Annotated in this window: 17 protein-coding genes; 6 read left to right on the top strand and 11 right to left on the bottom strand. The window is 64.9% G+C overall.

The genetic code is table 11. The annotated features are described in order from the left end of the window. The first annotated feature begins 11 nt into the window (after positions 1-11). Genes WJS89_RS10105 through WJS89_RS10080 form a run of 6 tightly spaced genes read left to right on the top strand, consistent with a single transcriptional unit; the run spans position 12 to position 6,117 of the window. Positions 12-2,327 carry a transketolase gene (locus WJS89_RS10105; RefSeq protein WP_346340809.1) on the top strand — a complete coding sequence of 772 codons (2,316 nt, stop codon included), beginning with the start codon at positions 12-14 and terminating at the stop codon, positions 2,325-2,327. Positions 2,328-2,352: 25 nt separating this feature from the next. Then, positions 2,353-2,655 (top strand): hypothetical protein, encoded by a 303-nt coding sequence (locus WJS89_RS10100; RefSeq protein ID WP_346340808.1) that lies wholly within the window; start codon positions 2,353-2,355, stop codon positions 2,653-2,655. A gap of 18 nt (positions 2,656-2,673) precedes the next feature. Then, positions 2,674-3,126 carry a MaoC family dehydratase gene (locus WJS89_RS10095; protein WP_346340807.1) on the top strand — a complete coding sequence of 151 codons (453 nt, stop codon included), beginning with the start codon at positions 2,674-2,676 and terminating at the stop codon, positions 3,124-3,126. Next, a complete protein-coding gene (locus WJS89_RS10090) occupies positions 3,123-3,971 on the top strand; it encodes an HpcH/HpaI aldolase/citrate lyase family protein (protein WP_346340806.1) in 849 nt (282 codons plus the stop codon). The genes WJS89_RS10095 and WJS89_RS10090 overlap by 4 nt, the downstream gene beginning before the upstream one ends. Next, positions 3,968-4,465, top strand: coding sequence for a DUF3833 family protein (locus tag WJS89_RS10085; RefSeq protein WP_346340805.1), 498 nt, complete (start codon positions 3,968-3,970; stop codon positions 4,463-4,465). The genes WJS89_RS10090 and WJS89_RS10085 overlap by 4 nt, the downstream gene beginning before the upstream one ends. Positions 4,466-4,500: 35 nt before the next feature. Then, positions 4,501-6,117, top strand: a complete 1,617-nt coding sequence (locus WJS89_RS10080) for an MFS transporter (RefSeq protein WP_346340804.1) — start codon at positions 4,501-4,503, stop codon at positions 6,115-6,117. On the opposite strand, the gene WJS89_RS10075 is transcribed toward WJS89_RS10080, so the two are convergent. The 11 genes from WJS89_RS10075 to WJS89_RS10025 are packed head-to-tail and all read right to left on the bottom strand — an operon-like array spanning position 6,114 to position 21,500. After that, positions 6,114-7,493, bottom strand: a complete 1,380-nt coding sequence (locus tag WJS89_RS10075) for an alpha-amylase family glycosyl hydrolase (RefSeq protein ID WP_346340803.1) — start codon at positions 7,491-7,493, stop codon at positions 6,114-6,116. The genes WJS89_RS10080 and WJS89_RS10075 overlap by 4 nt on opposite strands. 5 nt (positions 7,494-7,498) lie before the next feature. Next, entirely contained in the window at positions 7,499-8,113 is a 615-nt protein-coding gene (gene eda, locus WJS89_RS10070) for a bifunctional 4-hydroxy-2-oxoglutarate aldolase/2-dehydro-3-deoxy-phosphogluconate aldolase (protein ID WP_346340802.1), read from the bottom strand. After that, complete coding sequence (glk, locus tag WJS89_RS10065; RefSeq protein ID WP_346340801.1) at positions 8,110-9,087, bottom strand: glucokinase; 978 nt, start codon at positions 9,085-9,087, stop codon at positions 8,110-8,112. The genes eda and glk overlap by 4 nt, the downstream gene beginning before the upstream one ends. Beyond that, positions 9,084-10,928 (bottom strand): phosphogluconate dehydratase, encoded by a 1,845-nt coding sequence (gene edd / locus WJS89_RS10060; RefSeq protein WP_346340800.1) that lies wholly within the window; start codon positions 10,926-10,928, stop codon positions 9,084-9,086. The genes glk and edd overlap by 4 nt, the downstream gene beginning before the upstream one ends. A gap of 8 nt (positions 10,929-10,936) precedes the next feature. Continuing rightward, positions 10,937-11,638, bottom strand: a complete 702-nt coding sequence (gene pgl / locus WJS89_RS10055; RefSeq protein WP_346340799.1) for a 6-phosphogluconolactonase — start codon at positions 11,636-11,638, stop codon at positions 10,937-10,939. Continuing rightward, positions 11,631-13,049, bottom strand: a complete 1,419-nt coding sequence (gene zwf, locus WJS89_RS10050; protein WP_346340798.1) for a glucose-6-phosphate dehydrogenase — start codon at positions 13,047-13,049, stop codon at positions 11,631-11,633. The genes pgl and zwf overlap by 8 nt, the downstream gene beginning before the upstream one ends. Beyond that, positions 13,049-14,548, bottom strand: coding sequence for a tryptophan halogenase family protein (locus WJS89_RS10045; protein WP_346340797.1), 1,500 nt, complete (start codon positions 14,546-14,548; stop codon positions 13,049-13,051). The genes zwf and WJS89_RS10045 overlap by 1 nt, the downstream gene beginning before the upstream one ends. A gap of 10 nt (positions 14,549-14,558) precedes the next feature. Continuing rightward, the gene (locus tag WJS89_RS10040; RefSeq protein ID WP_346340796.1) at positions 14,559-16,592 is read right to left on the bottom strand and encodes a glycoside hydrolase family 97 protein; all 2,034 of its coding nucleotides are present in this window, start codon (positions 16,590-16,592) and stop codon (positions 14,559-14,561) included. Continuing rightward, positions 16,589-18,211, bottom strand: coding sequence for an alpha-amylase family glycosyl hydrolase (locus WJS89_RS10035; protein ID WP_346340795.1), 1,623 nt, complete (start codon positions 18,209-18,211; stop codon positions 16,589-16,591). Before WJS89_RS10035 ends, WJS89_RS10040 begins: the two co-directional genes overlap by 4 nt. Then, positions 18,208-19,995 (bottom strand): alpha-amylase family glycosyl hydrolase, encoded by a 1,788-nt coding sequence (locus WJS89_RS10030; protein ID WP_346340794.1) that lies wholly within the window; start codon positions 19,993-19,995, stop codon positions 18,208-18,210. The genes WJS89_RS10035 and WJS89_RS10030 overlap by 4 nt, the downstream gene beginning before the upstream one ends. After that, on the bottom strand, positions 19,992-21,500 hold the full coding sequence (locus WJS89_RS10025; protein WP_346340793.1) for a tryptophan halogenase family protein: 1,509 nt from the start codon (positions 21,498-21,500) through the stop codon (positions 19,992-19,994). Before WJS89_RS10025 ends, WJS89_RS10030 begins: the two co-directional genes overlap by 4 nt. Positions 21,501-21,559: the final 59 nt, after the last annotated feature.

Here is a 21,559-nt window from a genome sequence, read left to right as displayed (position 1 = left end):
AGGGCAGTGACATGACAACGCCCGACATCGCCGCCCTCGAAGCCCTCGACGAACGCCTGCGCTGGCTCGCCAGCTGGACCATCCACCACGCCAACCACGTCCGCCCCAAGGCCGACGGCGTGAAGGTCGGCGGCCATCAGGCGAGTAGCGCGTCGATCAGCGCGATCATGACCGCGCTTTACTTCGACGCGCTGGGGCCGAACGATCGCGTCGCCGTGAAGCCCCACGCCGGCCCGATCCTCCACGCCATCCATTACCTCATGGGCTCGCAGACCCGAGAAAAGCTCGAGAATTTCCGCGGCCTCGGGGGGGCGCAGAGCTATCCCAGCCGCACCAAGGATGCGATCCCCGTCGACTTTTCGACCGGCAGCGTCGGGCTCGGCGTCGCGATCACGCTCTTCTCCTCGCTCATTCAGGATTATCTCACCGCGCGCGACAAGCTCGCCGACAAAGACCGCGGGCGTTTTGTCGCGCTGATCGGTGATGCCGAACTCGACGAGGGGAATATCTACGAAGCGATCATCGAGGGCGCCAAGCACGATGTCCGCAATCTCTGGTGGATCGTCGACTACAACCGCCAGAGCCTCGATGCGACCAGCCCCGACCGGATGTTCGAGCGGTTCGACGACATTTTCTCCGCTTGTGGCTGGCGCGTCGTCGAACTGCGCTATGGCAAAAAGCTGACCGCTGCGCTCGAAAGAAAGGACGGGGCGCCCGTTCGCGAATGGCTGGATACGCTCCCAAACGCCGACCTTTCGACATTGCATTATCAGGGCGGCGCCAAATGGCGCGAGCGGCTCGAGGCCGATCTTGGTAAAAAGGCCGATCCGTTTCTGAAGGCCCATGACGACGACCAGCTCGCCGATCTGATGCACGACCTTGGCGGCCATTGCCTCGAAACGCTCACCGCCGCTTTCGCCGAAGCCGCGAAGGACGACACGCCAACCTTCTTCATCGCCTGGACGATCAAGGGCTACGGACTGCCCTTCGCGGGCCACAAGGACAACCATGCGGGGCTGATGAACCCCACGCAGATCCACGAATGGCGGGGTCGCCTCGGCATCGCCGAGGGCGAGGAATGGGAACGTCTCGCGGGCCTTTCCGACAATATGGCGCCGAAGGTCGAGGCGCTCATCGAGGATGCCCGCATCGCCCGCGAGAAGCGCGCGCGCAGCTTCGGCAGTGTCCCCATCCCCGCGCTCCCCGCCCCCGAAGGCGAGGAGCAGTCGACGCAGGCCGCCTTCGGCCGCATCCTCATGGACCTGTCGAAAACGGGCGGCGAACTGGCCGACCGGCTGCTCACCACCTCGCCCGACGTCACCGTCTCGACCAACCTCGGCGGGTGGGTGAACCAGCGCGGCCTTTTCAAGCGCCGCGACATGGCCGACGTGTTCGCGCAGGCAAAGATACCGAGCGCGCAGAAATGGGCGGCCACGCAGGCGGGCCAGCATATCGAGCTCGGCATCGCCGAATCGAACCTCTTCCTCATGCTTGCTGCCGCGGGGCTGGCGGGCGACCATTTCGACCATCGCCTCTTCCCCGTCGGCACGCTCTACGATCCCTTCATCGCGCGCGGCCTCGATGCGCTCAATTACGGCTGCTACCAGGACGCCCGCTTCCTGCTCGTCGCCACTCCGTCGGGCCTGACACTCGGACCCGAAGGCGGCGCGCACCAGTCGATCAACCCGCCGTTGATTGCGCTCGGCCAGCCGGGTCTGCGCCACTACGAACCCGCCTTCGCCGACGAACTCGCCGCGATGATGGAGGAAGCCTTCCGCCTGATCGACGCCGAGGATGGCGAGAGCACCTATCTGCGTCTCTCGACCCGCCCCATCGAGCAGGTCGAGCGCGATAACGACGACTGGAAGGCCGGTGCGCTCGAGGGCGGCTACTGGCTGCGCGCGCCCGAACCGGGCGCCGATGCCGCCATCGTCGCGATGGGCGCGCTGGTGCCCGAAGCCATCGCCGCGCACGAGGATCTCAAGGACGAACTCCCCGGCCTCGGCCTGCTCGTCGTCACCTCGCCCAGCCTCTTGCACCGCGGCTGGAGCCAGGCGCAGAAAGCCCGCTGGCAGGGCCGCAACGAACCCAGCCACATCGCGCGCCTCCTCGAACCGCTGTCGCGGCGCGCCGGCCTCGTCACCCTGTGCGACGCCGCGCCCGCCAGCCTCTCCTGGCTCGGCGGGGTCGCGGGCCACCGCGTGGCGCCCTTGGGCGTCGATGCCTTCGGCCAGACCGGTAGCCTCGCCGATCTCTACGCCCGCTACCGCCTCGATCCTGCGGCCATTACCGAGAGCGTCGCGGAGCTACTCCTCACATCATCTTAACCCTTTGCGCTTACTTCCGATTCGCATGTCCCGCACACCCGACATGCTCGACCATTCGCTCGCCCACGAAATCGAGGAAGCCCGCAAGCTTCTCGAAATCATGGGCGACGAGCTCGCCGCCGATATTGACGTCATCACCAAGCACTGCACCAGCTTGCAGACGATCGACATCGTCATGCAGATCCTGGGGCATATCTCGAACGTGGTGCGCTCGGGCGACCGCTTCGAGGCGGTCGACGGGATCGGGATGCACGACCTCAAGATGAAGCTGCTTCCCGCCGCAATGGAGGCCGTGCGCACGAAGGCGGCTTGCGAGGAGGCGGCCTAGGGCGTAGCCACTGCCGCCATGTCCGGACGTTATTTCGATGAATGGAAGGTGGGCGACACCATCGCGCACCCCATTACCCGCACGGTCACCGAGACCGACAATCTGCTCATCACCACGCTGACGCACAATCCGCAGCCGCTCCATCTCGACCACGAGGTTGCGGCGCGGACCGAGTTCGGCAAACCGCTCGTCAACAGCTGCTTCACCTTTTCGCTCGCGGTCGGCATTTCCGTGGCTGAGACGACGCTAGGCACCCTGGTGGCCAATCTCGGCTACGATACGCTCAAATTCCCCGCTCCCGTCTTCGTCGGCGATACGCTGCGGATCGAGAGCGAGGTGACGGGCCTCCGCGAGAGCAAGTCACGCCCCAACGCGGGGATCGTCACCTGGGAGCATCGCGCCTACAACCAGAAGGACGAACTCGTGCTCTCCTTTTCGCGCTCGGCGCTTATCCAGAGGTCCGACGCATGAGCGAACAGACGCTTCCCCCGCCGCGCAGCTGGCTGTTCGTCCCCGCGGATAGCGAGAAAAAGATCGACAAGGCGCTCGCCGGCGAGGCTGATGCGATCATCTTCGACCTCGAAGACAGCGTCGCTCCCGCCAACAAGGCGTTCGCGCGCGATCTGCTGAAGTCGCTCGGCGATCGCAACAACGGCCCGCGCTGGTGGGTGCGGATCAATCCGCTCTTCGCGCCGGAACATCGCGAAGACCTCAAGCTGTTCGGCAAGGCCGCGTTCGAAGGGATCGTGGTTCCCAAAGCGGAAAGCGCCGATGATCTCGAACATCTCGCGCATTCCACCGGCAACATCCCCATCCACGCCATCGTCACCGAGACGCCCGCGAGCCTGTTCAACCTGGGCAGCTACGCCGGAACGCAGACGCCGCTCAAAGCGATGAGCTGGGGCGCGGAAGACCTGTCCGCCGCCTTGGGCGCGCGCAGCAAATATGATGCCGACGGCAATCTCGGCTTCACCTTCCGGCTCGCCCGCTCGCTCTGCCTTGCAGGCGCGGTTGCCGCGGGGGCGCAGCCCGTCGACGGCGTTTTCACCGACTTTCGGAACATGGACGGGCTCAAGGAAGAAGCGCGCGCCGCCGCGTCCGAAGGGTTTACCGGCAAGCTCGCGATCCATCCCGATCAGGTCCCGATCATCAACGCGGCGTTCACGCCGTCGGATACGGAGGTCGCCAAGGCGAAGGCCATCGTCGACGCGTTCGCCGCCGCGCCCGAGGCCGGGGTGCTCGACGTCGGGGGACGCATGGTCGATCGCCCGCACCTCGTGCAGGCACAGTCCCTCCTCACGCGGGCGAAGCGGTGAGGGCCTTTACGGCCGCCGCACTGGCACTCGCGCTCTGCGGTTGCCTCAATGCCGTCGATCTGCCCGATCACAGCGCGACGCCGGTGCTGGATCCGATCCAATTCTTCGAGGGGGAGACCTCGGGACGCGGCACCCTGTCGGTCATTACCGGAGAGCGACGCGACATCGCGGTGTCGAGTACGGGTACCGTCCTCGAGGACGGCTCTATCCGGCTCGTCCAGCGCATCGACGACGGCGACGGCTCTCCCGCCACGCGGGTCGTCACCATGCGCGCGCTCGGCGATGGCCGCTACGAAGGAACGGTCACCGACGCGGTCGAACCGCTGACGGCGCAGGTCGAGGGCAATCGCATGACGCTGCGCTACCGCACGCCGGACGAGCGCGTGCGGCAGATCCTGGTCCTTGAGGACGATCGCACGCTGCGCAACCGGCTCGACGCGTACAGATGGGGCTTGAATGTCGCGCGATTGGACGAAACAATCGTCAAGGATTGAGGCCTCCGCCGCGGGGCCGGGGGGAGGAATTTCAGATGACCGATACCGCGAACGCCACGCCCGAGAAGGGCTGGTCGATGGCCCGGGTCGTGACCGCCTCAAGCGCGGGGACGGCGTTCGAATGGTACGACTTCTTCATCTTCGGCGCGCTCGCCAGCACCATCGGGCAGGTCTTCTTCGCGGGCCTCGGCGAGACGGCGGGCGTCATTGCGGCATTGGGCCTGTTCGCCGCGGGCTTCGCCTTCCGTCCATTGGGCGCGATCATCTTCGGCGCGATGGGCGACCGCGTCGGGCGCAAGGCCACCTTTCTCACCACCGTCAGCCTGATGGGGGGCGCGACCTTCGCGATCGGCGTGCTGCCGACCTACGCGCAGGCGGGCATCATCGCGCCGATCCTGCTCATCATCCTGCGCATCTGCCAAGGCACCGCGCTGGGCGGCGAATATGGCGGCGCGGCCATCTATGTCGCCGAGCATGCCGACGACGACAAGCGCGGCGCCGCGACCGGCTGGATCCAGTCCTCGGCCGCCTTCGGCCTCATCGCCGCCTTGCTCGTCATCTATTTCACCCGCACCACCGTGGGCGAGGAAGCCTTCCTCGAATGGGGTTGGCGCATCCCCTTCCTCGTCTCGGTGCTATTGCTGCTCATCAGCGTTTGGATGCGTCTGAAGCTTTCCGAAAGCCCCGCCTTCCAGAAACTTCAGGCCGAGAATGCCGTCACCAAGACGCCGCTGCGCGAAGCCTTCGCCGAGAAGGAATCGCTCAAGAAGGTCCTCACCGCCTTCTTCGCCTTCATGGCCGCGCAGGGGGCGCTCTGGTATTGCGCCTTCTTCTACGTCCAGGTCTTCCTCGAGCGGAACCTGGGCGTGCCGGGCGCCGAGGTGAACTGGATCATCCTCATCGTCACGCTGGTTTCCGCACCGCTCTACGTTTTCTTCGGCTGGCTGTCCGACCGCGTCGGGCGCAAGCCCGTCATGGTCGGCGGAATGCTTCTGGGGCTCGTCTCCTTCTGGCCGGGTTTCCATGCCATCACCGAGGCGGTGAACCCGCGCCTCGCGCAAGCACTGGAGGAGACGCCTGTTGTGGTCGAGACCGACCTGTCCGGTTGCTCCTTCCAGTTCGACCTGCTCGGCAAGGCGACCTATTCCACCCCATGCGACCTCGCGAGCCGCGCGGTGGTGACGAGCGGCGTCAGCTACGAGCGCGTCGCCAGCGCCGACGGCCATACCCGCATCCGCATTGGCGAAGACGCCATCCTTCCCGACGAGGACGGATCGATCGACCCCGTCGAGCTCGAAAGCGCACTTGCCGCCGCCGGTTATCCCGACGGCGCCGATCCCGCCGAGATCGACCATGCAACGCTCTATTTCTGGCTGATCGTCTTCACGGTTGCCGCCACGGCCCTCTACGGCCCGCAGGCCGCCGCGCTCGTCGAGATGTTCCCCACGCGCACCCGGTACACCGCCATGAGCCTGCCCTACCATATCGGCACCGGCTGGGTCGGTGGCTTCCTCCCCGTCACCGCGTTCGCCATCGTCGCCGCGACGGGGAATATCTACGCAGGCCTGTGGTATCCCATCCTCTTTGTCGGCCTGTCGATCGTCTGCTCGCTGCTCTTCTGGCGCGAGCAGCACGGTCGGCCGCTGGACTAGTCGAAGACGGTATAAATCCGGCTCGACCAAGGTGCGAGTGAGACTTCAGTTCCCTTCTCGAGCGTCACTGGAGACGGCCTGACGGCAACGCCTTCCGGCAGATCGTGGTGAAATTCGATCCACCTGCCCGCTCCCGGGAAATCAGAGAGCGTCACCGTTACTTCCTCGTTCGAATAATTCTGGAGAACGAGGACGCCATCGTCGTCGGCACGTCGCACGAACGAAAACACTTTCGATTCTTCGGAGTTTTTGACGTGAACCATGGGGGCGCCCCACGGCGCATTGTGGAGGACCGGATTGGCGTCACGAAACTCGATCAACCTTTTAAAGATTCGCGCATTTTCATGCTCGCGCCACACGATGGGATCGCGTTCGAAAAACTCCAGCCGCTTATCGAGGCCCGCTTCCTGCCCGTTATAAAGAAGCGGAATGCCCTCGCTGGTAAAAAGCAGGACGAAGGCATTGGGCAGCGCTTCGCCCAGCCGTTCGTAGGCCGTCCCCGCCCAGCTATTCTCGTCATGGTTCGAGGTAAAGATCATCCGCTGCGCGCCCGAAGGCCACATCGAGGCATGTTCGGAATAGAAACCGTAAAGGCTGGTCGCATTACCCGTGCCCGCCGCAATCTGCCGCAACGCCTTCTCCCAATCCCACGCATAGGTGCTGTCGAAGCTCACCATATGCGCGTCGCGGTCGGGATATTCGGCCAGCATCCACACGGGCTTGATCGCTTCCAGATCGGCGCGCACATCTTCCCAGAAGTCGGGCGGGATATAGCCCGCCACATCGGCGCGGTAGCCGTCGATGTCCGCCTCGCGCACCCAGAACTTCAGCGCCTCGCGCATCTCGTTCCGCAGCGCGACCTGCGAATAATCGAGGTCGATGATGTCCGACCAATCCCAGTAGGGCGTCGATCGGAAATTGCCCTGCCAGTTGCGCTCGTACCATTCGGGATGCTCGCTCGCCCACGGATGATCCCAGGCCGTATGGTTCGCCACCCAGTCGAGGATGACCTTCATCCCCTGCGCATGCGCAGCATCGACGAAGCTCTTGAGGTCGTCCATCGTCCCCAGCTCTGCGCGGACCGCCTTGTAATCGGTCACCGAATAGGGCGAGCCGAGCGTGCCCTTGCGATTGACTTCGCCGATCGGGTGGATCGGCATCAGCCATAGGATATCGACCCCCAGCGCCTTCAGCCGCGGCAGCTCCGCTTCGGCCGCCGCCAACGTGCCTTCGGGCGTGAACTGGCGCGTGTTGATCTGATAGATGACCGCATCGCGCGACCATTCGACATGGTCGCGGCCGGTATAGGGTTCGACGGTCTGTGCAAGGGCGGGCAAGGGCGTCGTCAGCGCAGCAAGAGCGATCAAGAAACGCATGGGTCCTACTCCTTCAGTGCGGCGGCCTCGCGGGCCCGTTCGGCCACCTTCTCCAGATCTTTCTCTCCCGACGGCAGGATCCAGCTCCCGCCGACGCACAGGACGGCATCGTGCGCGAGCCATTCGGCAGCGGTGTCGGCCCTGACACCGCCCGTCGGGCAGAATTTCGCGGCGGCGAGCGGTGCGCTGATCGCCTTTAGCGCGGGCAACCCGCCGTTCGCCTCGGCGGGGAAGAATTTGAAATGGTCGAGCCCCATCTCCATGCCGCGCATGATCTCGCCGGCCGTCGCCACGCCGGGCAGGAGCGGCACGCGCTTGTCGTGCGCGGTCCGAACCAGCGTTTCGGTCAGCCCCGGCGACACGATGAACTGCGCGCCATAATCGCAGGCTTCGAGCAGCTGTGCGGGGCCGAGAACGGTTCCCGCCCCGACGATCGCGCCCTCGACGCTCGCCATCTTCTCCATCGCATCCAGGGCATTGTCGGTGCGAAGCGTGACTTCGATAACGGGCAGTCCGTTTTCGACCAGCGTCTCGGCCAGTGCCACCGGATCGGGTCCGTCATCGTCGAGGACGAGAACGGGGATCACCGGCGCGATCGTCATGATGTCGTGGATGTTCATGCCCCATGCTCCTTCACGAAGGCGACTGCTGCGCCGTAGAGACCCGGCTGCTCGTGCGTGACGAGCTTGACGGGGATCGTCTGCATCCGCCGCTCGAAGCGTCCCTTGGCGACGAACCGCCCTGCGAAACCCGAGCGCTCGAAGCGGTCGCGAATGCGATAGCCGAGGCCTCCCGCCAGCACGACCGCGTTGGAACCGTGCGCCAGCGCCAGATCGCCCGACACCGCGCCCAGCGTCAGGAAGAAGCGATCGAGCGCGGCGGCGGCAAGCGGGTCGCGTCCCTCCAGCGCTGCGGTCCACAGTTCGATATCGTCCATTTCGCGCACGGGCTTGCCCTCGAGAGCGCCCAGCGCCTCGTAGATGTTCACGAGGCCCGACCCGCAGGCGACACGCTCGATGGAAACCCGCACGTACCGCTTGCGAAGCCGCGCGAGCATCCGGTCTTCAAGACTGTCCAGAGGCGCGAAATCGACATGGCCACCCTCGGTGGCGATGACGTGCATATGCCCTTCGGGCGTCTTCAGAAGCTGCGCGACGCCGAGCCCAGTTCCCGGGCCCACGACGCTGGTCACCCCATGTTTGGGAAACGGCCCGTCCGGCCCGGTGATGTGCAGGAAGTCATCATCAGGAAGCGCACCCACCGCGTGGGCGATCGCGGCGAAGTCGTTGACGATGGTGAACTGCCGCACCCCCAATTTCTCGGTCGCGAGCGCGGGTCGGATGACCCAGGGGTTGTTGGTCAGCTTCAGCACTTCGCCGTCGACGGGCCCGGCAAAGGCGACCGACAGCGCATCGGGTTCCGGCCCGTCGTTGCGCTGGCAAAAATCCTGCCACGCGGTCTGGAAGCTGGCGTGATCGTTGGTCCCGAGCGTCACCGGCTCGGACAGGCTGACGACCTCATGACCGTCCATCTCGGCAATGGCGAAACGGGCGTGCGTGCCGCCGACATCGGCGACGGCAATCCGGCGGCTCACAAGGCATTCTCCATCGCATGCAGCATCGCCGAGCCGCCCTTTTCGGCTTCGTCGGCATGATCGCGCAGCAGCGCGAACAGTTCGCGCCCCGTCCCCACCGGCGGCGGTGGGACCTCTGCGGGTTCGCGCGCGGCAAGGTCCGCGTCGGTCGAGAGGCTGCCCGTCTCCGCGCATACCCGCACCACGTCCCCGTCGCGAAGGCGCGACAACGGCCCGCCACCCTTCGCTTCGGGCGAGCAATGGATCGCCGCGGGCACCTTGCCCGACGCGCCGCTCATCCGCCCGTCGGTGACGAGCGCGATGCGATGGCCGCGATCCTGCAGCACCCCCAGCGGCGGGGTCAGCTTGTGGAGTTCGGGCATCCCGTTGGCCCGAGGTCCCTGGAAGCGCACGACGACGACTGTGTCTTGGTCGAGCTCGCCCGCCTCGAAGGCGTCGACCACCGACTTCTGGTCGGCGAAGATCCGGCACGGCGCCTCGATGGTCCAGCGCTCCTTGTCGACCGCGCTGGTCTTGAAACAGGCACGCCCCAGATTGCCCGACAAAAGCCGCATCCCGCCATCGGGCTGGAAAGGGTCTGAAACAGGCTTGAGCATCGTATCGTCCGAACTCGTCGTAACGGCTTCCCACTCTATTTCCGTGGACGCCGTCTCGCCCCCGACATGGATCCGATCCGCCTCGCGCGCTTCGACAGGATTGGTCGCGTAGGCCGAAAAGTCATCGGCCCCCGCCGATTGATGGTCATGCACCAACCCCGCCTCGCGCAGCGTATGCGTGACGAAGGCCATCCCGCCCGCGGCATGGAAGTCGTTGGTGTCGCCCGACCCGTTGGGATAGACGCGCGCGATCAGCGGCACGGCATGGCTGATGTCCGCCAGATCCTGCCAATCGAACGTGATGCCCGCCGTCCGCGCGATCGCGGGCAGGTGGATCATGTGGTTGGTCGAACCGCCCGTCGCCATCAGTCCGACCGCGGCATTGACGATCGCGCGCTCGTCGACCGTGTCGCACAGCCGCGCCTTGTTCGTCGCCAATTCCGCCACCCGGTGGACCGCCGCACGCGTCAGTTCCTGCCGGAGCTTGGTGCCGGGATTGGCGAACGCCGCGCCCGGAATGTGCAGCCCCATCATCTCCATCATCATCTGGTTGGAGTTGGCGGTGCCGTAGAAGGTGCAGGTCCCCTGCCCGTGATAGCTCGCGCTTTCGGCGGCAAGCAGCTCCTCCTTGCTCGCCTTGCCTTCGGCGTAGAGCTGGCGAACCCGCTGCTTCTCCTTGTTGGCAAGCCCCGAGGGCATCGGCCCCGCGGGTACGAGCAGCACCGGAAGGTGCCCGAACCGCAGCGCGCCCATCAGCATTCCCGGCACGATCTTGTCGCAGATGCCGAGCATCGCCACGCCCTCGAACATGCCGTGGCTCAAGGCGATCGCGGTACCCATGGCGATATTGTCGCGGCTGAACAGAGACAGGTCCATGCCGGGCTGGCCCTGTGTCACCCCGTCGCACATCGCCGGCACACCGCCCGCGACCTGCGCGGTGGCCCCCACCTCGCGCGCCCAGACCTTCATCTGTTCGGGATAGCGATAATAAGGCGCGTGCGCGGACAGCATATCGTTGAATGCCGTCACGATCCCAATATTGGGCCCCGAAAAGGTGCGGATCGCCTTCTTGTCGTCTCCACTCGCGGCAAAGCCATGGGCGAAATTGCCGCACGAAAGGCGACTGCGGTCGATCCCCCGCTCCCCTTCCTCGTCCATCAGCTTCAGATAGGCCGCGCGGGCCGTCTTCGACTTCTCGATGATGCGGTCGGTAACCGCGGCGATGCGGGGGTCGAGGTTCGGCATCTCTTCCTTCAGGGCGCCCAGTGGATATCGACGGGAAGTTCGCTCTCTGCGAGGACGCGCACGATCGGCAGCTTGGAAGACTGTCCGTCCTCGAGCCCGGCTTCGAGAAGCTCGCGCTTCTCCTGCCCGGTGATCGATACGGTGATTGCCCGCGCCTGCAGGATCGCCGCGCGTGTCAGGCTGACGCGGTCGACGGGCGCCTCGGGGGGCATGGGGTCCGGGCGGATGCCCATGGCGAGCTTCGTCTTGGGCGCGTCCATCGCGGCCTCGAGGTCGGGACCGGGGAAGAGCGAGGCCGTATGACCATCGAGCCCCATTCCGAGCCAGACCACGTCGGGCGGCCACTTGAGACTCTTCAGCCGCGCGTCGGCGGCCTGGCCCGCCATGACATAATCGTCATTCTCCGCCGCAATCGGGTAGATGCGCGCGCCGGTCGAGATCATCGCCTGCGCGATGGAGCGGATATTGGACAAGTCGCTGTCGACCGGGACCAGCCGGTCATCGCCCGGAATGATGGTCACCCGCTTCCACGGCAGGTCCTTTTGCGCGAGCTTCTCGAACACCGGCTGCGGCGTGGAGCCGCCGGGAAAGGCGACGAGGCTCTCGCCGCGCGCATCAAGGGCGCTCTCGATGATGAAGCTGATGTCGCCCGCGACGGCAGCCGCCATCTCGTCGCGGTCGTCATATTCCCACCATTCGGCTTCAATCATTCCAGGCTCTCCCGTCGGTGTTCATCAGATCTGCGGAGGCCTTAGGACCCCAACTGCCCGATTCATAGGGGGCGGGCCGCATCCCCGCCTCGAGCCAGCTCGCGCGCAGCCGGTCGATGAACGCCCATTGCGCCTCCACCTCGTCGCGCCGCACGAACAGCGTCGGGTCGCCCTCGATGAGGTCGAGCAGCAGCCGTTCGTAAGCGATGCGCCGCCGGTAATCGCTGAACGCCTGGTCGAGCGTGACGTCCAGCGGCACTTCGCGAAGGCTCATGCCCCCACGGTCGAGCCCCGGCGTCTTGGTCATCAGCTTGAGGCGGATATTCTCCTCGGGCTGGATCGAGATGATCAACTCGTTGGGCTGCGGCACCGCGTTGACGTTGGAAAAGATCGAATGCGGCACGCACTTGAACTGGATGAAAATCTCGGTCTTGCGCTCGGCCATGGACTTGCCGTGCCGTAGCGTGAAGGGCACGCCCGACCAGCGCCAATTGTCGACGTGCGCCTTCAGCGCGATGAAGGTTTCGGTGTCGGTGTCCTTGCCGAGCTCGTCCGCGTAGCCGTCATACTGGCCAAGAACCACGTCCCGCTCGACCATGTCGGGCGTGATCGGCCGAAGCGCGCGCAGCACCTTGACCTTTTCCGCCCGCACCGCATCGGCGTCGTAATCCGCCGGCGGTTCCATGGCGACGAGCGCCAGCATCTGCAGCATATGGTTCTGCAGCATGTCGCGGCTCGCCCCGCTGTCATCATAATATTCCGCGCGCCCTTCCAATCCCACGGTTTCCGCCACACTGATCTGCACATGGTCGATATGGCTCGCGTTCCATACCGGCTCGAGCAACGAATTGGCGAAGCGGAAGGCGAGGAGGTTCTGCACCGTCTCCTTGCCGAGATAATGGTCGATGCGGAAAGTGCGCCGCTCGGGGAAAGCCGCTGCGACGGCGTCGTTGATCTTGCAGCTCGACGGCAGATCCTCGCCGATCGGTTTTTCCAGCGCGAGGCGCACCGTCTCGCCCGCGAGACCCACCCGTTCGAGATTTTCGATCACGGTGGTGAACAGGCTCGGCGCCGTCGACAGGAAGATCGACACGCCCTTGTTGATGGGGATGCGGGCAGCGAGCTCGTCATATCCCTCTGGCGTCGTCGCATCGACGCTTACGTAGGACAGACGCTTCACGAACTTGCGCGCGATGATCTCGTTGTAGAAATCCTTCGGGAGCCGCTCGCGCAGCGCCGCGATCGCGGTCTCGCGAAATTCCTCGTCGGACAGCGACGAGCGCGCGGTGCCGATGATCTGCACATCGTCAGGCAGCAGTTCGTCGGCGAACAGGCCGTAGAGCGAGGGCAACAACATCCGCCGCGACAAGTCGCCCGTGGCTCCGAACAGTAACAGCGTCGACGAGCGCATCAGGCCCCCTTTTCCAGTTCCGCCAGCATCTCGTCGTGCGAGCGATAGTGCGTTTCGCAGGCGTCGAGGAACCGCTCGATCCGGTCCATGTCGATCGTGGGATCGTTCACACCCGCTGCCCTCAATCGCCGATCTGCGGGAAAATTTCCATAGCCCGCGAAAAGACAGTGCCAGCTCACCGCATTGTAATAGTCCGCGATCTTGAGCTGGCGCACCGTGCCGTCAAGATCGCGACCGGTGAACCAGGCCGTCATCAATTGTTTGAGCGTGACCGAAAGTTCGTCGTGGCTCGCGCAGTCGCGCCAATATTGCGTGTCGCGCCGCGTCTGCAAGCGGTAGTGCGCCACGATATAATCGCGAATGCCTTCGTAGCGTTCGGCGATCTCGGTGTTGAACGCGGCGCGCGTCTCGCTTCGAAGCCCGCCTTCATCGACCCGTTCGATGAACCGCTCCACCGTCGCCAGAACGAGATGCAGCGCGGTGGCCTCCAGAGGTTCGAGAAAGCCCTGTGCGAGCCCGATCGCGAGGCAGTTGCCTGCCCAGCTTTTCGCCACCCGCCCGCAGCGCATCTCAAGGTGCCGCGCCTCGACATCGTCTCCGGCCCCGAGCGCCGCGCGCAGTTCCGCCTCGGCCGCCGCCGGCTCGAGGTAATGCGAGGAATAGACATAGCCGTTGCCGGTGCGATGCGTGAGCGGGATCGACCAGCGCCAACCCGCTTCCATCGCCACCGCCCGCGTCGCGCATCCCGGGCCGCCGTCGGCAACGTTCGTCGGCATCACCACCGCGCGGTCGTTGAACAGATTGTTGGCGAACGCCAGGTGCCCGACGCCCAGCGCCTGCTCGATGATCATGGCGCGAAAGCCCGATGCGTCGAGGAAGAAATCTGCCGTGTGCCGCTCGCCATCCTCGCCGACCAGCGCCGTCACCGCTCCGTCAGCAACCTCGACACGCCCGATCGTCGTATCGCGCCATTCGACGCCGCGGCCCGTCGCGACGCGCTTGAGTACCTGCCCCACTTCGTGCGCATCGAAATGATAGCCGTAGCTTGTCTCGAAGGGCCAGTCCGCATCGGACTCCGGCCCCCGCTTGGCATTCGCAAGCCAACCGGGAAGCAGGAAAGCATCGGGATGCGCCTGCACGTCCAGCCCTGACCGTCGCAATTGGGTCGCGCGGAAGAAGTCGTGCACAGTATGCACGTCGAGCGCCGACGGGAATGGGTGGAAATACCGGTCGTATCGCGGATCTGCCGACCAGCCCTCGAACGCAATGCCATGCTTGTAAGTCGCATGCGCGGCGGGCATCCATTCGGCCTCGCTCACCCCGATCGTTTCGAAGAAATGCTTGAGCTGCGGCGTCGACCCCTCGCCGACCCCGACGATCCCGATCGCCTTACTCTCGATCACGGTGACCCGGCAATCGGGCCAATGATGCTGGAGCAGACAGGCCGCCATCCAGCCGGCGGTCCCGCCGCCCAGAATCGTGATCGAGGCCGGATGCATGCCCGGCGGTCTAGCGCACCACCGGCGTGAAGCGAACCGCGAACCCACCGCCCGGCGCCATGTCGAGGCTCATTTCGCGGTCGCCCGGGCGGATCGTGCGTGACCATGTTTCCATCTTGAAGCGCGCATCGCCTTCGAGACTCGCTCCCTCGCCATCGACCCAGCCAAAAGCTGCGTAGGTCGTCTCATGGTCGAGAAAGTCGAGTGACACTTCCACCGTGCGCCCGTCCTCGTTCGTCCCGCCAGCCAGATACCAATCCTCGCTGTTCCGGTCCTGCCGCGCGGTAACGACATAATCGCCGATCTCGCCCTGAAGCACGCGGCTATCCTGCCAGTCGACCGGCACGGTACGGATGAACTCGAGCGCCAGTCCCGCTTCGGCATAATGTTCGGGCAGATCCGCGACCATCTGGATCGGCGAATAGACCAGCACATATTCGGCGATCGAGCGCGCCAACGTCATCGGTAGCGGCTGCCCGCGCCCCTCGAGGCTGACGATCCCCGGCGTATAGTCCATCGGCCCCGACAGCATCCGCGTGAACACCATCGTCGGCACATGAGCCGCGCCATTGTCGGGCACGCCCCAGGCGTTGAACTCCATCCCCCGCGCCCCCTCGCGGCTGACCCAGTTGGGGTAGGTACGCCGTAGCCCCGTATCCTTCACCGGCTCGTGCGGATTGATGACGATCCGCCGCTCGGCCGCCTCCTCGACGACCTTGAGATGGTGCCGCTGCATCACCTGGCTCTCGGTGCATTCGCGCGTTTCGCGTCCGTCCTCGTGGACGTAGCGCAGGTTGCAGGCGTCGGTGACATAGCCGGTCTTGATCGCCTTCACCCCGCGCGCAGCCATCAGGTCGAGCGCGTCCTCGAGCTGTGCCTCGTAGTTGCCGACATCGCCCGACGTCTCGTGATGCCCGATGATCGGCACGCCCTTCTCGGCGGCGTAGCGCGCCACTTCCTCGAAGTCGTAATCGGGATAGGCCTCGGTGAAGCTGAACTCGGAACCGTTGAAGAACCAGTTGCCGTCCCAACCGATATTCCACCCCTCGACCAGCACGCCCGAAAAGCCGTTTTCGGCGGCGAAATCGATGTAGCGCTTGGCGTTTTCGGTCGTCGCCCCGTGCCGCTCGCCCGAGCCCCATGTCTCCTCGTCGAGATGCAGGCTCCACCAGATGCCGACATATTTGTGCGGCGTGAACCAGTCGGAGATGTCCGCGATCTTGTTGGGTTCGTTCAAGTTGAGGATCAGGTCGCTGTTCGCCAGCCCCGCCGCATCTTCGCTCACCAGGATCGTGCGCCACGGGGTCGAGAAGCCGTTCGCGCGTTCCACCCGCGCCGCGCGCGATCCCGTCGGCGCCAGCGTGGCGCGAAGGTTCGTGCCGGTGGTGCGCTTCACCCACATGCCCGCGAAATCGGTGAGCGCCGCTTCGTGGATCGCGAGATGCGTGCCGTCCTCAAGCTTCATCGTGAAGGGGGTATGGACGAGGCTCACCTCGCGGATCGGGGTTTCCTCGTAGAGATATTCGTATCGGTTCCACTCGCCCGCCGGAATCCACCAGGCGGCGCCCTGCTGCGCGACGTTGAATTCTGTCAACTCGTCCGCGATGCGGATCGTGTCGCCCAGCGAGGGATGGTCGAACGTGTAGCGAAAGCCGATTCCGTCATCGAACACGCGGAACGTAACCCCGAATTGCCGCTTCTCGTCGCTGTCCTCGGTGAAGGTTACCGACAGTTCGTGATGACGATCGGTCACGAACCGCCGCTCGCCCCACGGCTGCTCCCAGCGGCTCTCGTGGCGTTGCGTTTCGGCGGCCGTCAGCGCCAGCCGCCGCTCGAGTTTGTCCTGGTCCGCCATCAGGAAGCCCAAACGGCTCTCCCCGATCAGCGCCACGCCATCGCGGCTGACCGTATAGAAAGGCCGTCCCTCATCATTGACGTCCACGCTCACCGACAGCCTGCCGTCGGGCGAGGTCACGACTTCCTGCGCGGCGGCGGGCATGGCGGTGGTCCCGAGCAAGGCGGCGGCGAACGCAAAACGGATCATCGGTCGATCTCCAGGATGATGGCGGAATGGGGGGGCATCATGTCCGCTTCCACTCCGCCGAATTCGACGAGGGGGCGGCCGCCAGCCAGGTCGCCGCGCGGAATGGTGCGATCGGTGAGGTTGAAGAGGCAATGCAGCCTCTGGCTGTCCGTCTCGCGCTCGAAAGCCAGCAGCGCGCCGTCTTCCTTCAACAGCCGGATCGAGCCTGTTCTGAGGGCCTCGTGCGCCTTGCGCAGGGCGATGACCGACTTGGTCCAGTTGAGAATGCTCGACGGGTCCTCGCGCTGCCCCGCTGCATGAAGCGGGCGATGGGCATCGGCAACCGGTAGCCAACCCTCGCTTCCGAAGCCCGCATTCGCGCTCGCGTCCCAGACCATCGGCGTGCGCGCGCCGTCGCGTCCCAGCGTCAGCGGCCAGTTGGCGATCGCCTCGGGGTCCTGCAAATGCTCGAACGCGACCTCGGCCTGCGGCAGCCCCAGTTCCTCGCCCTGGTAGACGATCGGATTGCCGCGCAGGCTCATGAGCAGCAGCATCGCGACCTTGACCATCGCCTCGCGCTCCTCGCCCGCCCACCAACGGGAGGCGAAGCGCGGCGCGTCATGGTTCGAAAAGGCCCAACTCGGCCACCCCTCGTTCGGCGCGCCCGACCAGCTACGGATCGCCGTGCGCACGACCTCGGCGGTCAACTCTTTCGCGTAGAGATAGTCGAAACCGTAGGCACTGTGCAGCCGCGCATTGCCCTGCGTGAAGTCCTTCATCTCCTGCGGCGCCTGCTCGCCGCCCACCTCGGCCATCGTGTAGATGCCGCCATGATCGTCGACGAGCTGGCGGATGCGCTTCAGAAAACCGATCAGCTCGGGTTGCGACTGGTTGTGATAATGGTGCTGGAAATCGAAGCTCCGGGTCGGATTGACCGGATTCTCGACCGGCGGATTGTCGGTCAGTGCGCGGTCGTGCATCGCGAAGTTGAGCGCATCCAGCCGGAAGCCGTCGACGCCCCGTTCGAGCCAGAAGCGCGCCACGTCGAGGATTGCCTGCTGAACGTCGGGACTGTGGAGATTGAGGTCGGGCTGCTCTTTCAGGAAATTGTGCAGGTAATATTGCCGCCGTCGCGCGTCCCACGTCCAGCTCGGACCGCCGAACACGCTCTGCCAATTGTTGGGCGGTGAGCCGTCGGGCTTGGGGTCGGCCCATACGTACCAGTCGGCCTTCGAATTGGTCCGATCCTTCCGGCTCTCTTCGAACCATTCATGCTTGTCCGACGTATGCGAATAGACTTGGTCGATCAGTACCTTCAGCCCCAGCGCATGCGCACGCGCAACCAGTGCATCGAAATCTTCGAGGGTGCCGAAGATAGGATCCACGCCGCGATAATCGGCGACGTCATAACCGAAGTCGACCATCGGCGAGGTGAAGAAGGGACTGATCCAGACGCAGTCGCATCCGAGCTCGGCGACATGGTCGAGCTTCTCGGTGATGCCCTTGAGGTCGCCGATCCCGTCACCATTGCTGTCACGGAAGGAGCGGGGATAGATCTGGTAGATGACCGCTCCCTTCCACCAAGGAGCGCTCTTATCGGCCTCGGCCTGACCCAGCATCGAAGGATCGCGCTCGCTCATCGTGCCTCGCAGATCGCGTAGGACAGGGGGGCGAGCGCGTAGGAGAGGCTGCCGGGCGCCGACACCTGCGCGGCGCAGTCGCCGCGAAGTGCAGCGAAGGAGGTGCTCGTCATGTCGACTTCGACCTGCCCCTCGATCGCTTCGGTCGAGGTGTTGAACAAGAGGAGTGTTTCCGTCCCGCTCTCCGGATCGAAGCGCGAGACGGCGAACAGGCCGGGCGTGTCCTGATAGAAGCGCGTCATCTGGTCCCCGCGCCGGAGCGCCGCGCTCGCCGTGCGGATCGACGCCAGCGCCTTCAGCTCGGCATAGAGCGGATGGGCCGGGTCGAAATTGTCGTCCGCAACGCTCGCGTCGCTGCCGATCAGGTCGTTGTCGTTATATTCCGCGACCCGGCTCGGGAACAGCGTCTCGCGCGCCAACTGGTCGTTCCCGTCCGACACGAATCCCTGCTCGTCGCCATAATAGATGGTCGGGCTGCCTCGCAGCGTCATCAGCATCGCATGGCCGAGCATCACCCGCGCAAGCAGCTCGTCCTGCGAAATGTCGGGCATGTCTTCCTTCATGAGACCCGAGAAGCGACCCATGTCATGATTCCCAAGGAAGGTCGGCAGCGCCTTGGCCGCCTCCGTGCCGCCGCGATAGAGCGTGTCGCCCGCAAACAGCCGCGCCATCACGCCCGTCCCCTTTCCGCGTCCCAGTACCTCGCGCACGGCTGCCTGGAATGCGAAGTCGAGCACGGCGGGAAAGCCGTCGCGGCGCGTATATTGCGCGATGTAGCCGTTGTCGGGAACGTCTGCGTAAACCTCGCCGAACATATGGAAGTTCGGGATGCCCGCCGCTTCGGAACGCGCTTCCATCGCGGGCACGAACTGCTGCCAGAATTCTGGGTTTACGTGCCGCGCCGTGTCGATGCGAAATCCGTCGATCCCGAAGCGGTCGATCCATGAGCCGAAGATGTCAATCATCCCGCCGACCACGAGCGGATTCTCGGTGAACAGATCGTCGAGCCCCACGAAATCGCCGTAAAGGCTGTCCTCGCCGTAGAAGACCGTGTCGCCGCGGTTGTGATAGTAGATGGGGTCGTTGAGCCAGGCGGGGACCTTCACGCCCTCCTCCCCCGGTGGCACCATCACGTCATAGGCGTAATCGGGATCCGTCAGCTTCGCGAAATTCTCGATCGTCTGGACATTGTCGCCGAGGAATCCTTCGTTGATCCGCGCGCCTTCCACGCCGCCGCGCGTCGAATAGGGATAGTCCGCCTTCGAGCGATACGAATAGTCGCCCCCGTCGCGATACTTGATCACGTCGGCCGTATGGTTGGTGATGATGTCCATATAGACCTTCATGCCGCGTCCGTGCGCCGCATCGACGAAGGCCTTGAATTCTTCGTTGGTCCCGAAATGCGGGTCGATCGAAGTGAAGTCCGTGACCCAATAGCCGTGATAGCCCGCACTTTCCTGTCCCGGCGGCCCCTGTACGGGCTTGTTCTTGAAAATGGGCGCAAACCAGATGGCGGTGATGCCCATGTCCTGAAGATAATCCAGCCGCGAGGTGAGCCCTGCAAGGTCGCCGCCATTGTAGAAGCCGCGCGCGGTCGGGTCGTAGCCATGCTCGAGCCGCGAGCCTGCGATGCCGCCACGATCGTTCGACGGATCGCCATTGTCGAACCGGTCGGGCAGCACGAAATAGATGATCTCGTCCTGCGGCAGCCGCTCGCGATACTCCTGCGCGGCGACGGGGCTGGCGCACAGCATCGATGCTGCAAGGAGGAACGGGAACTTCATGCAGCTTCTCCTGTCGTGGCGAGCATTTCCTGCAGCGCTTCGAGATGACGCGGCAGGCGTTTGACATGGTCGATGCAGCCGCGCTCGATGTCTTCCAGTTGCCGCCCCAGATCGTCGGTCGCGAGGCTGTCGGCGATCTGATTGTAGCGCGTCGCCTCGACGCCCTGCCCCGCAAACACCTGGAACCAGCCGACCTCTGTGAACAATTCCTCATGCTCGCGGTGGATGTGCCCCGCCCCGCGCCACAGCGCGAGCTTTTCGGCGAGGCTGTCCGGCACGTCCATCGTCCGCAGCGCATCCCAGAACGGCTGCCCCTCGCGCCCGTTGGCATGATAGTGAAGGATGAGAAAATCGCGGATGCGGCTCCATTCGAAATCGGCCTGCGCGTTGAAATGGTCCGCCGCCGCCGAAGCGCGCGTCTCGCCCGGCAGCAGAGCGAGTAACCGGCTGATCGCGCTCTGGATCAGGTGGATCGAGGTCGATTCCATCGGTTCGAGGAATCCCGCCGACAGGCCGATCGCGAGGCAATTTCCGACCCACTGTTTCTTGCGCTTGCCTGTAGTGAAGCGAATAGGGCGCGGATCGGCCTGCGCCTTACCGTCGAGGTTGGCAAGCAGGGTCGCCGCCGCTTCGTCGTCCGACAGATGCGCGCTCGAATAGACATAGCCGTTACCGATGCGGTGCTGGAGCGGAATGCGCCATTGCCACCCCGCCTCCCGCGCGATCGCCTTGGTATAAGGCGTAAAGTCGCCGCCGCTCGAACATGGCACCGCAATCGCGCGGTCACAGGGCAGCCAACGCGTCCAGTCCTCGAACCCGGCCTCGAGCGCGCCCTCGATGAGCAGCGCGCGAAAGCCCGTGCAATCGATAAAGAAATCAGCTTCCAGCGATCGCCCGTCCTCGAGCGTCAGCGCGGCAATGTCGCCCGTTTCGCCGTGGCGGCCGACCGATGCGATCCGGCCCTCGTGTCGGATCACGCCACGGGCTTCGGCATAGCGCCGCAGATAAGCCGCATAGAGGCCGGCATCGAAGTGATAGGCATAAGGCAATTCGGGCCCATTCGCCGCCATCCCCCCCGGCTGCACCCGCATCGTGCGCGCCGCCAGTTCGTTCATCGAATAGCGCTGGAGCGGCTTGGCGATCCCTTCAGCCTTCGCGCGGAGCCAGTAATGATGGAAAGGGACGACGCCCATGCCCCGCCCGATCGCGCCGAAGGCGTGCATATAAGCGCTGTCCGGAGCGCCCCAACCGTCGAACTCGATGCCGAGCTTGAAGCTGCCCTTGGTCGCGGCGAGGAACTCGGCCTCGTCGAACCCCAGCGCGGCATTGAACAGGTGGATTTGCGGGATGGTCGCCTCGCCCACCCCGACGGTGCCGATCGCCTCGCTTTCCACCAGTGAGATGCGATATCCTGGCGGTGCGAAGCGTGCGAGGGCAGCCGCGCTCATCCAGCCCGCGGTTCCCCCGCCAGCGATCAGGATGTGCATGCTGCCCTCACGCGCCATGTTCGACCCCCTGGATCGTCTCGCGTCGCAAATGGTCCGATGACGAGCGGGGTGCCGAC

The sequence above is a fragment of the Sphingomicrobium aquimarinum genome (assembly GCF_039655735.1).
In the GTDB taxonomy this organism is placed as follows: Bacteria; Pseudomonadota; Alphaproteobacteria; order Sphingomonadales; family Sphingomonadaceae; genus Sphingomicrobium; species Sphingomicrobium aquimarinum.
This window is presented reverse-complemented; position numbering and strand designations above follow the sequence as displayed.

What these genes read in the sequence shown, in the direction of transcription:
- WJS89_RS10105 (WP_346340809.1), top strand. Translation starts at nt 12, where the DNA reads ATGACAACGCCCGACATCGCCGCCCTCGAAGCCCTCGACGAACGCCTG.
- WJS89_RS10100 (WP_346340808.1), top strand. Translation starts at nt 2,353, where the DNA reads ATGTCCCGCACACCCGACATGCTCGACCATTCGCTCGCCCACGAAATC.
- WJS89_RS10095 (WP_346340807.1), top strand. Translation starts at nt 2,674, where the DNA reads ATGTCCGGACGTTATTTCGATGAATGGAAGGTGGGCGACACCATCGCG.
- WJS89_RS10090 (WP_346340806.1), top strand. Translation starts at nt 3,123, where the DNA reads ATGAGCGAACAGACGCTTCCCCCGCCGCGCAGCTGGCTGTTCGTCCCC.
- WJS89_RS10080 (WP_346340804.1), top strand. Translation starts at nt 4,501, where the DNA reads ATGACCGATACCGCGAACGCCACGCCCGAGAAGGGCTGGTCGATGGCC.
- WJS89_RS10075 (WP_346340803.1), bottom strand. Translation starts at nt 7,493, where the DNA reads ATGCGTTTCTTGATCGCTCTTGCTGCGCTGACGACGCCCTTGCCCGCC.
- eda (WP_346340802.1), bottom strand. Translation starts at nt 8,113, where the DNA reads ATGAACATCCACGACATCATGACGATCGCGCCGGTGATCCCCGTTCTC.
- edd (WP_346340800.1), bottom strand. Translation starts at nt 10,928, where the DNA reads ATGCCGAACCTCGACCCCCGCATCGCCGCGGTTACCGACCGCATCATC.
- pgl (WP_346340799.1), bottom strand. Translation starts at nt 11,638, where the DNA reads ATGATTGAAGCCGAATGGTGGGAATATGACGACCGCGACGAGATGGCG.
- zwf (WP_346340798.1), bottom strand. Translation starts at nt 13,049, where the DNA reads ATGCGCTCGTCGACGCTGTTACTGTTCGGAGCCACGGGCGACTTGTCG.
- WJS89_RS10045 (WP_346340797.1), bottom strand. Translation starts at nt 14,548, where the DNA reads ATGCATCCGGCCTCGATCACGATTCTGGGCGGCGGGACCGCCGGCTGG.
- WJS89_RS10040 (WP_346340796.1), bottom strand. Translation starts at nt 16,592, where the DNA reads ATGATCCGTTTTGCGTTCGCCGCCGCCTTGCTCGGGACCACCGCCATG.
- WJS89_RS10035 (WP_346340795.1), bottom strand. Translation starts at nt 18,211, where the DNA reads ATGAGCGAGCGCGATCCTTCGATGCTGGGTCAGGCCGAGGCCGATAAG.
- WJS89_RS10030 (WP_346340794.1), bottom strand. Translation starts at nt 19,995, where the DNA reads ATGAAGTTCCCGTTCCTCCTTGCAGCATCGATGCTGTGCGCCAGCCCC.
- WJS89_RS10025 (WP_346340793.1), bottom strand. Translation starts at nt 21,500, where the DNA reads ATGGCGCGTGAGGGCAGCATGCACATCCTGATCGCTGGCGGGGGAACC.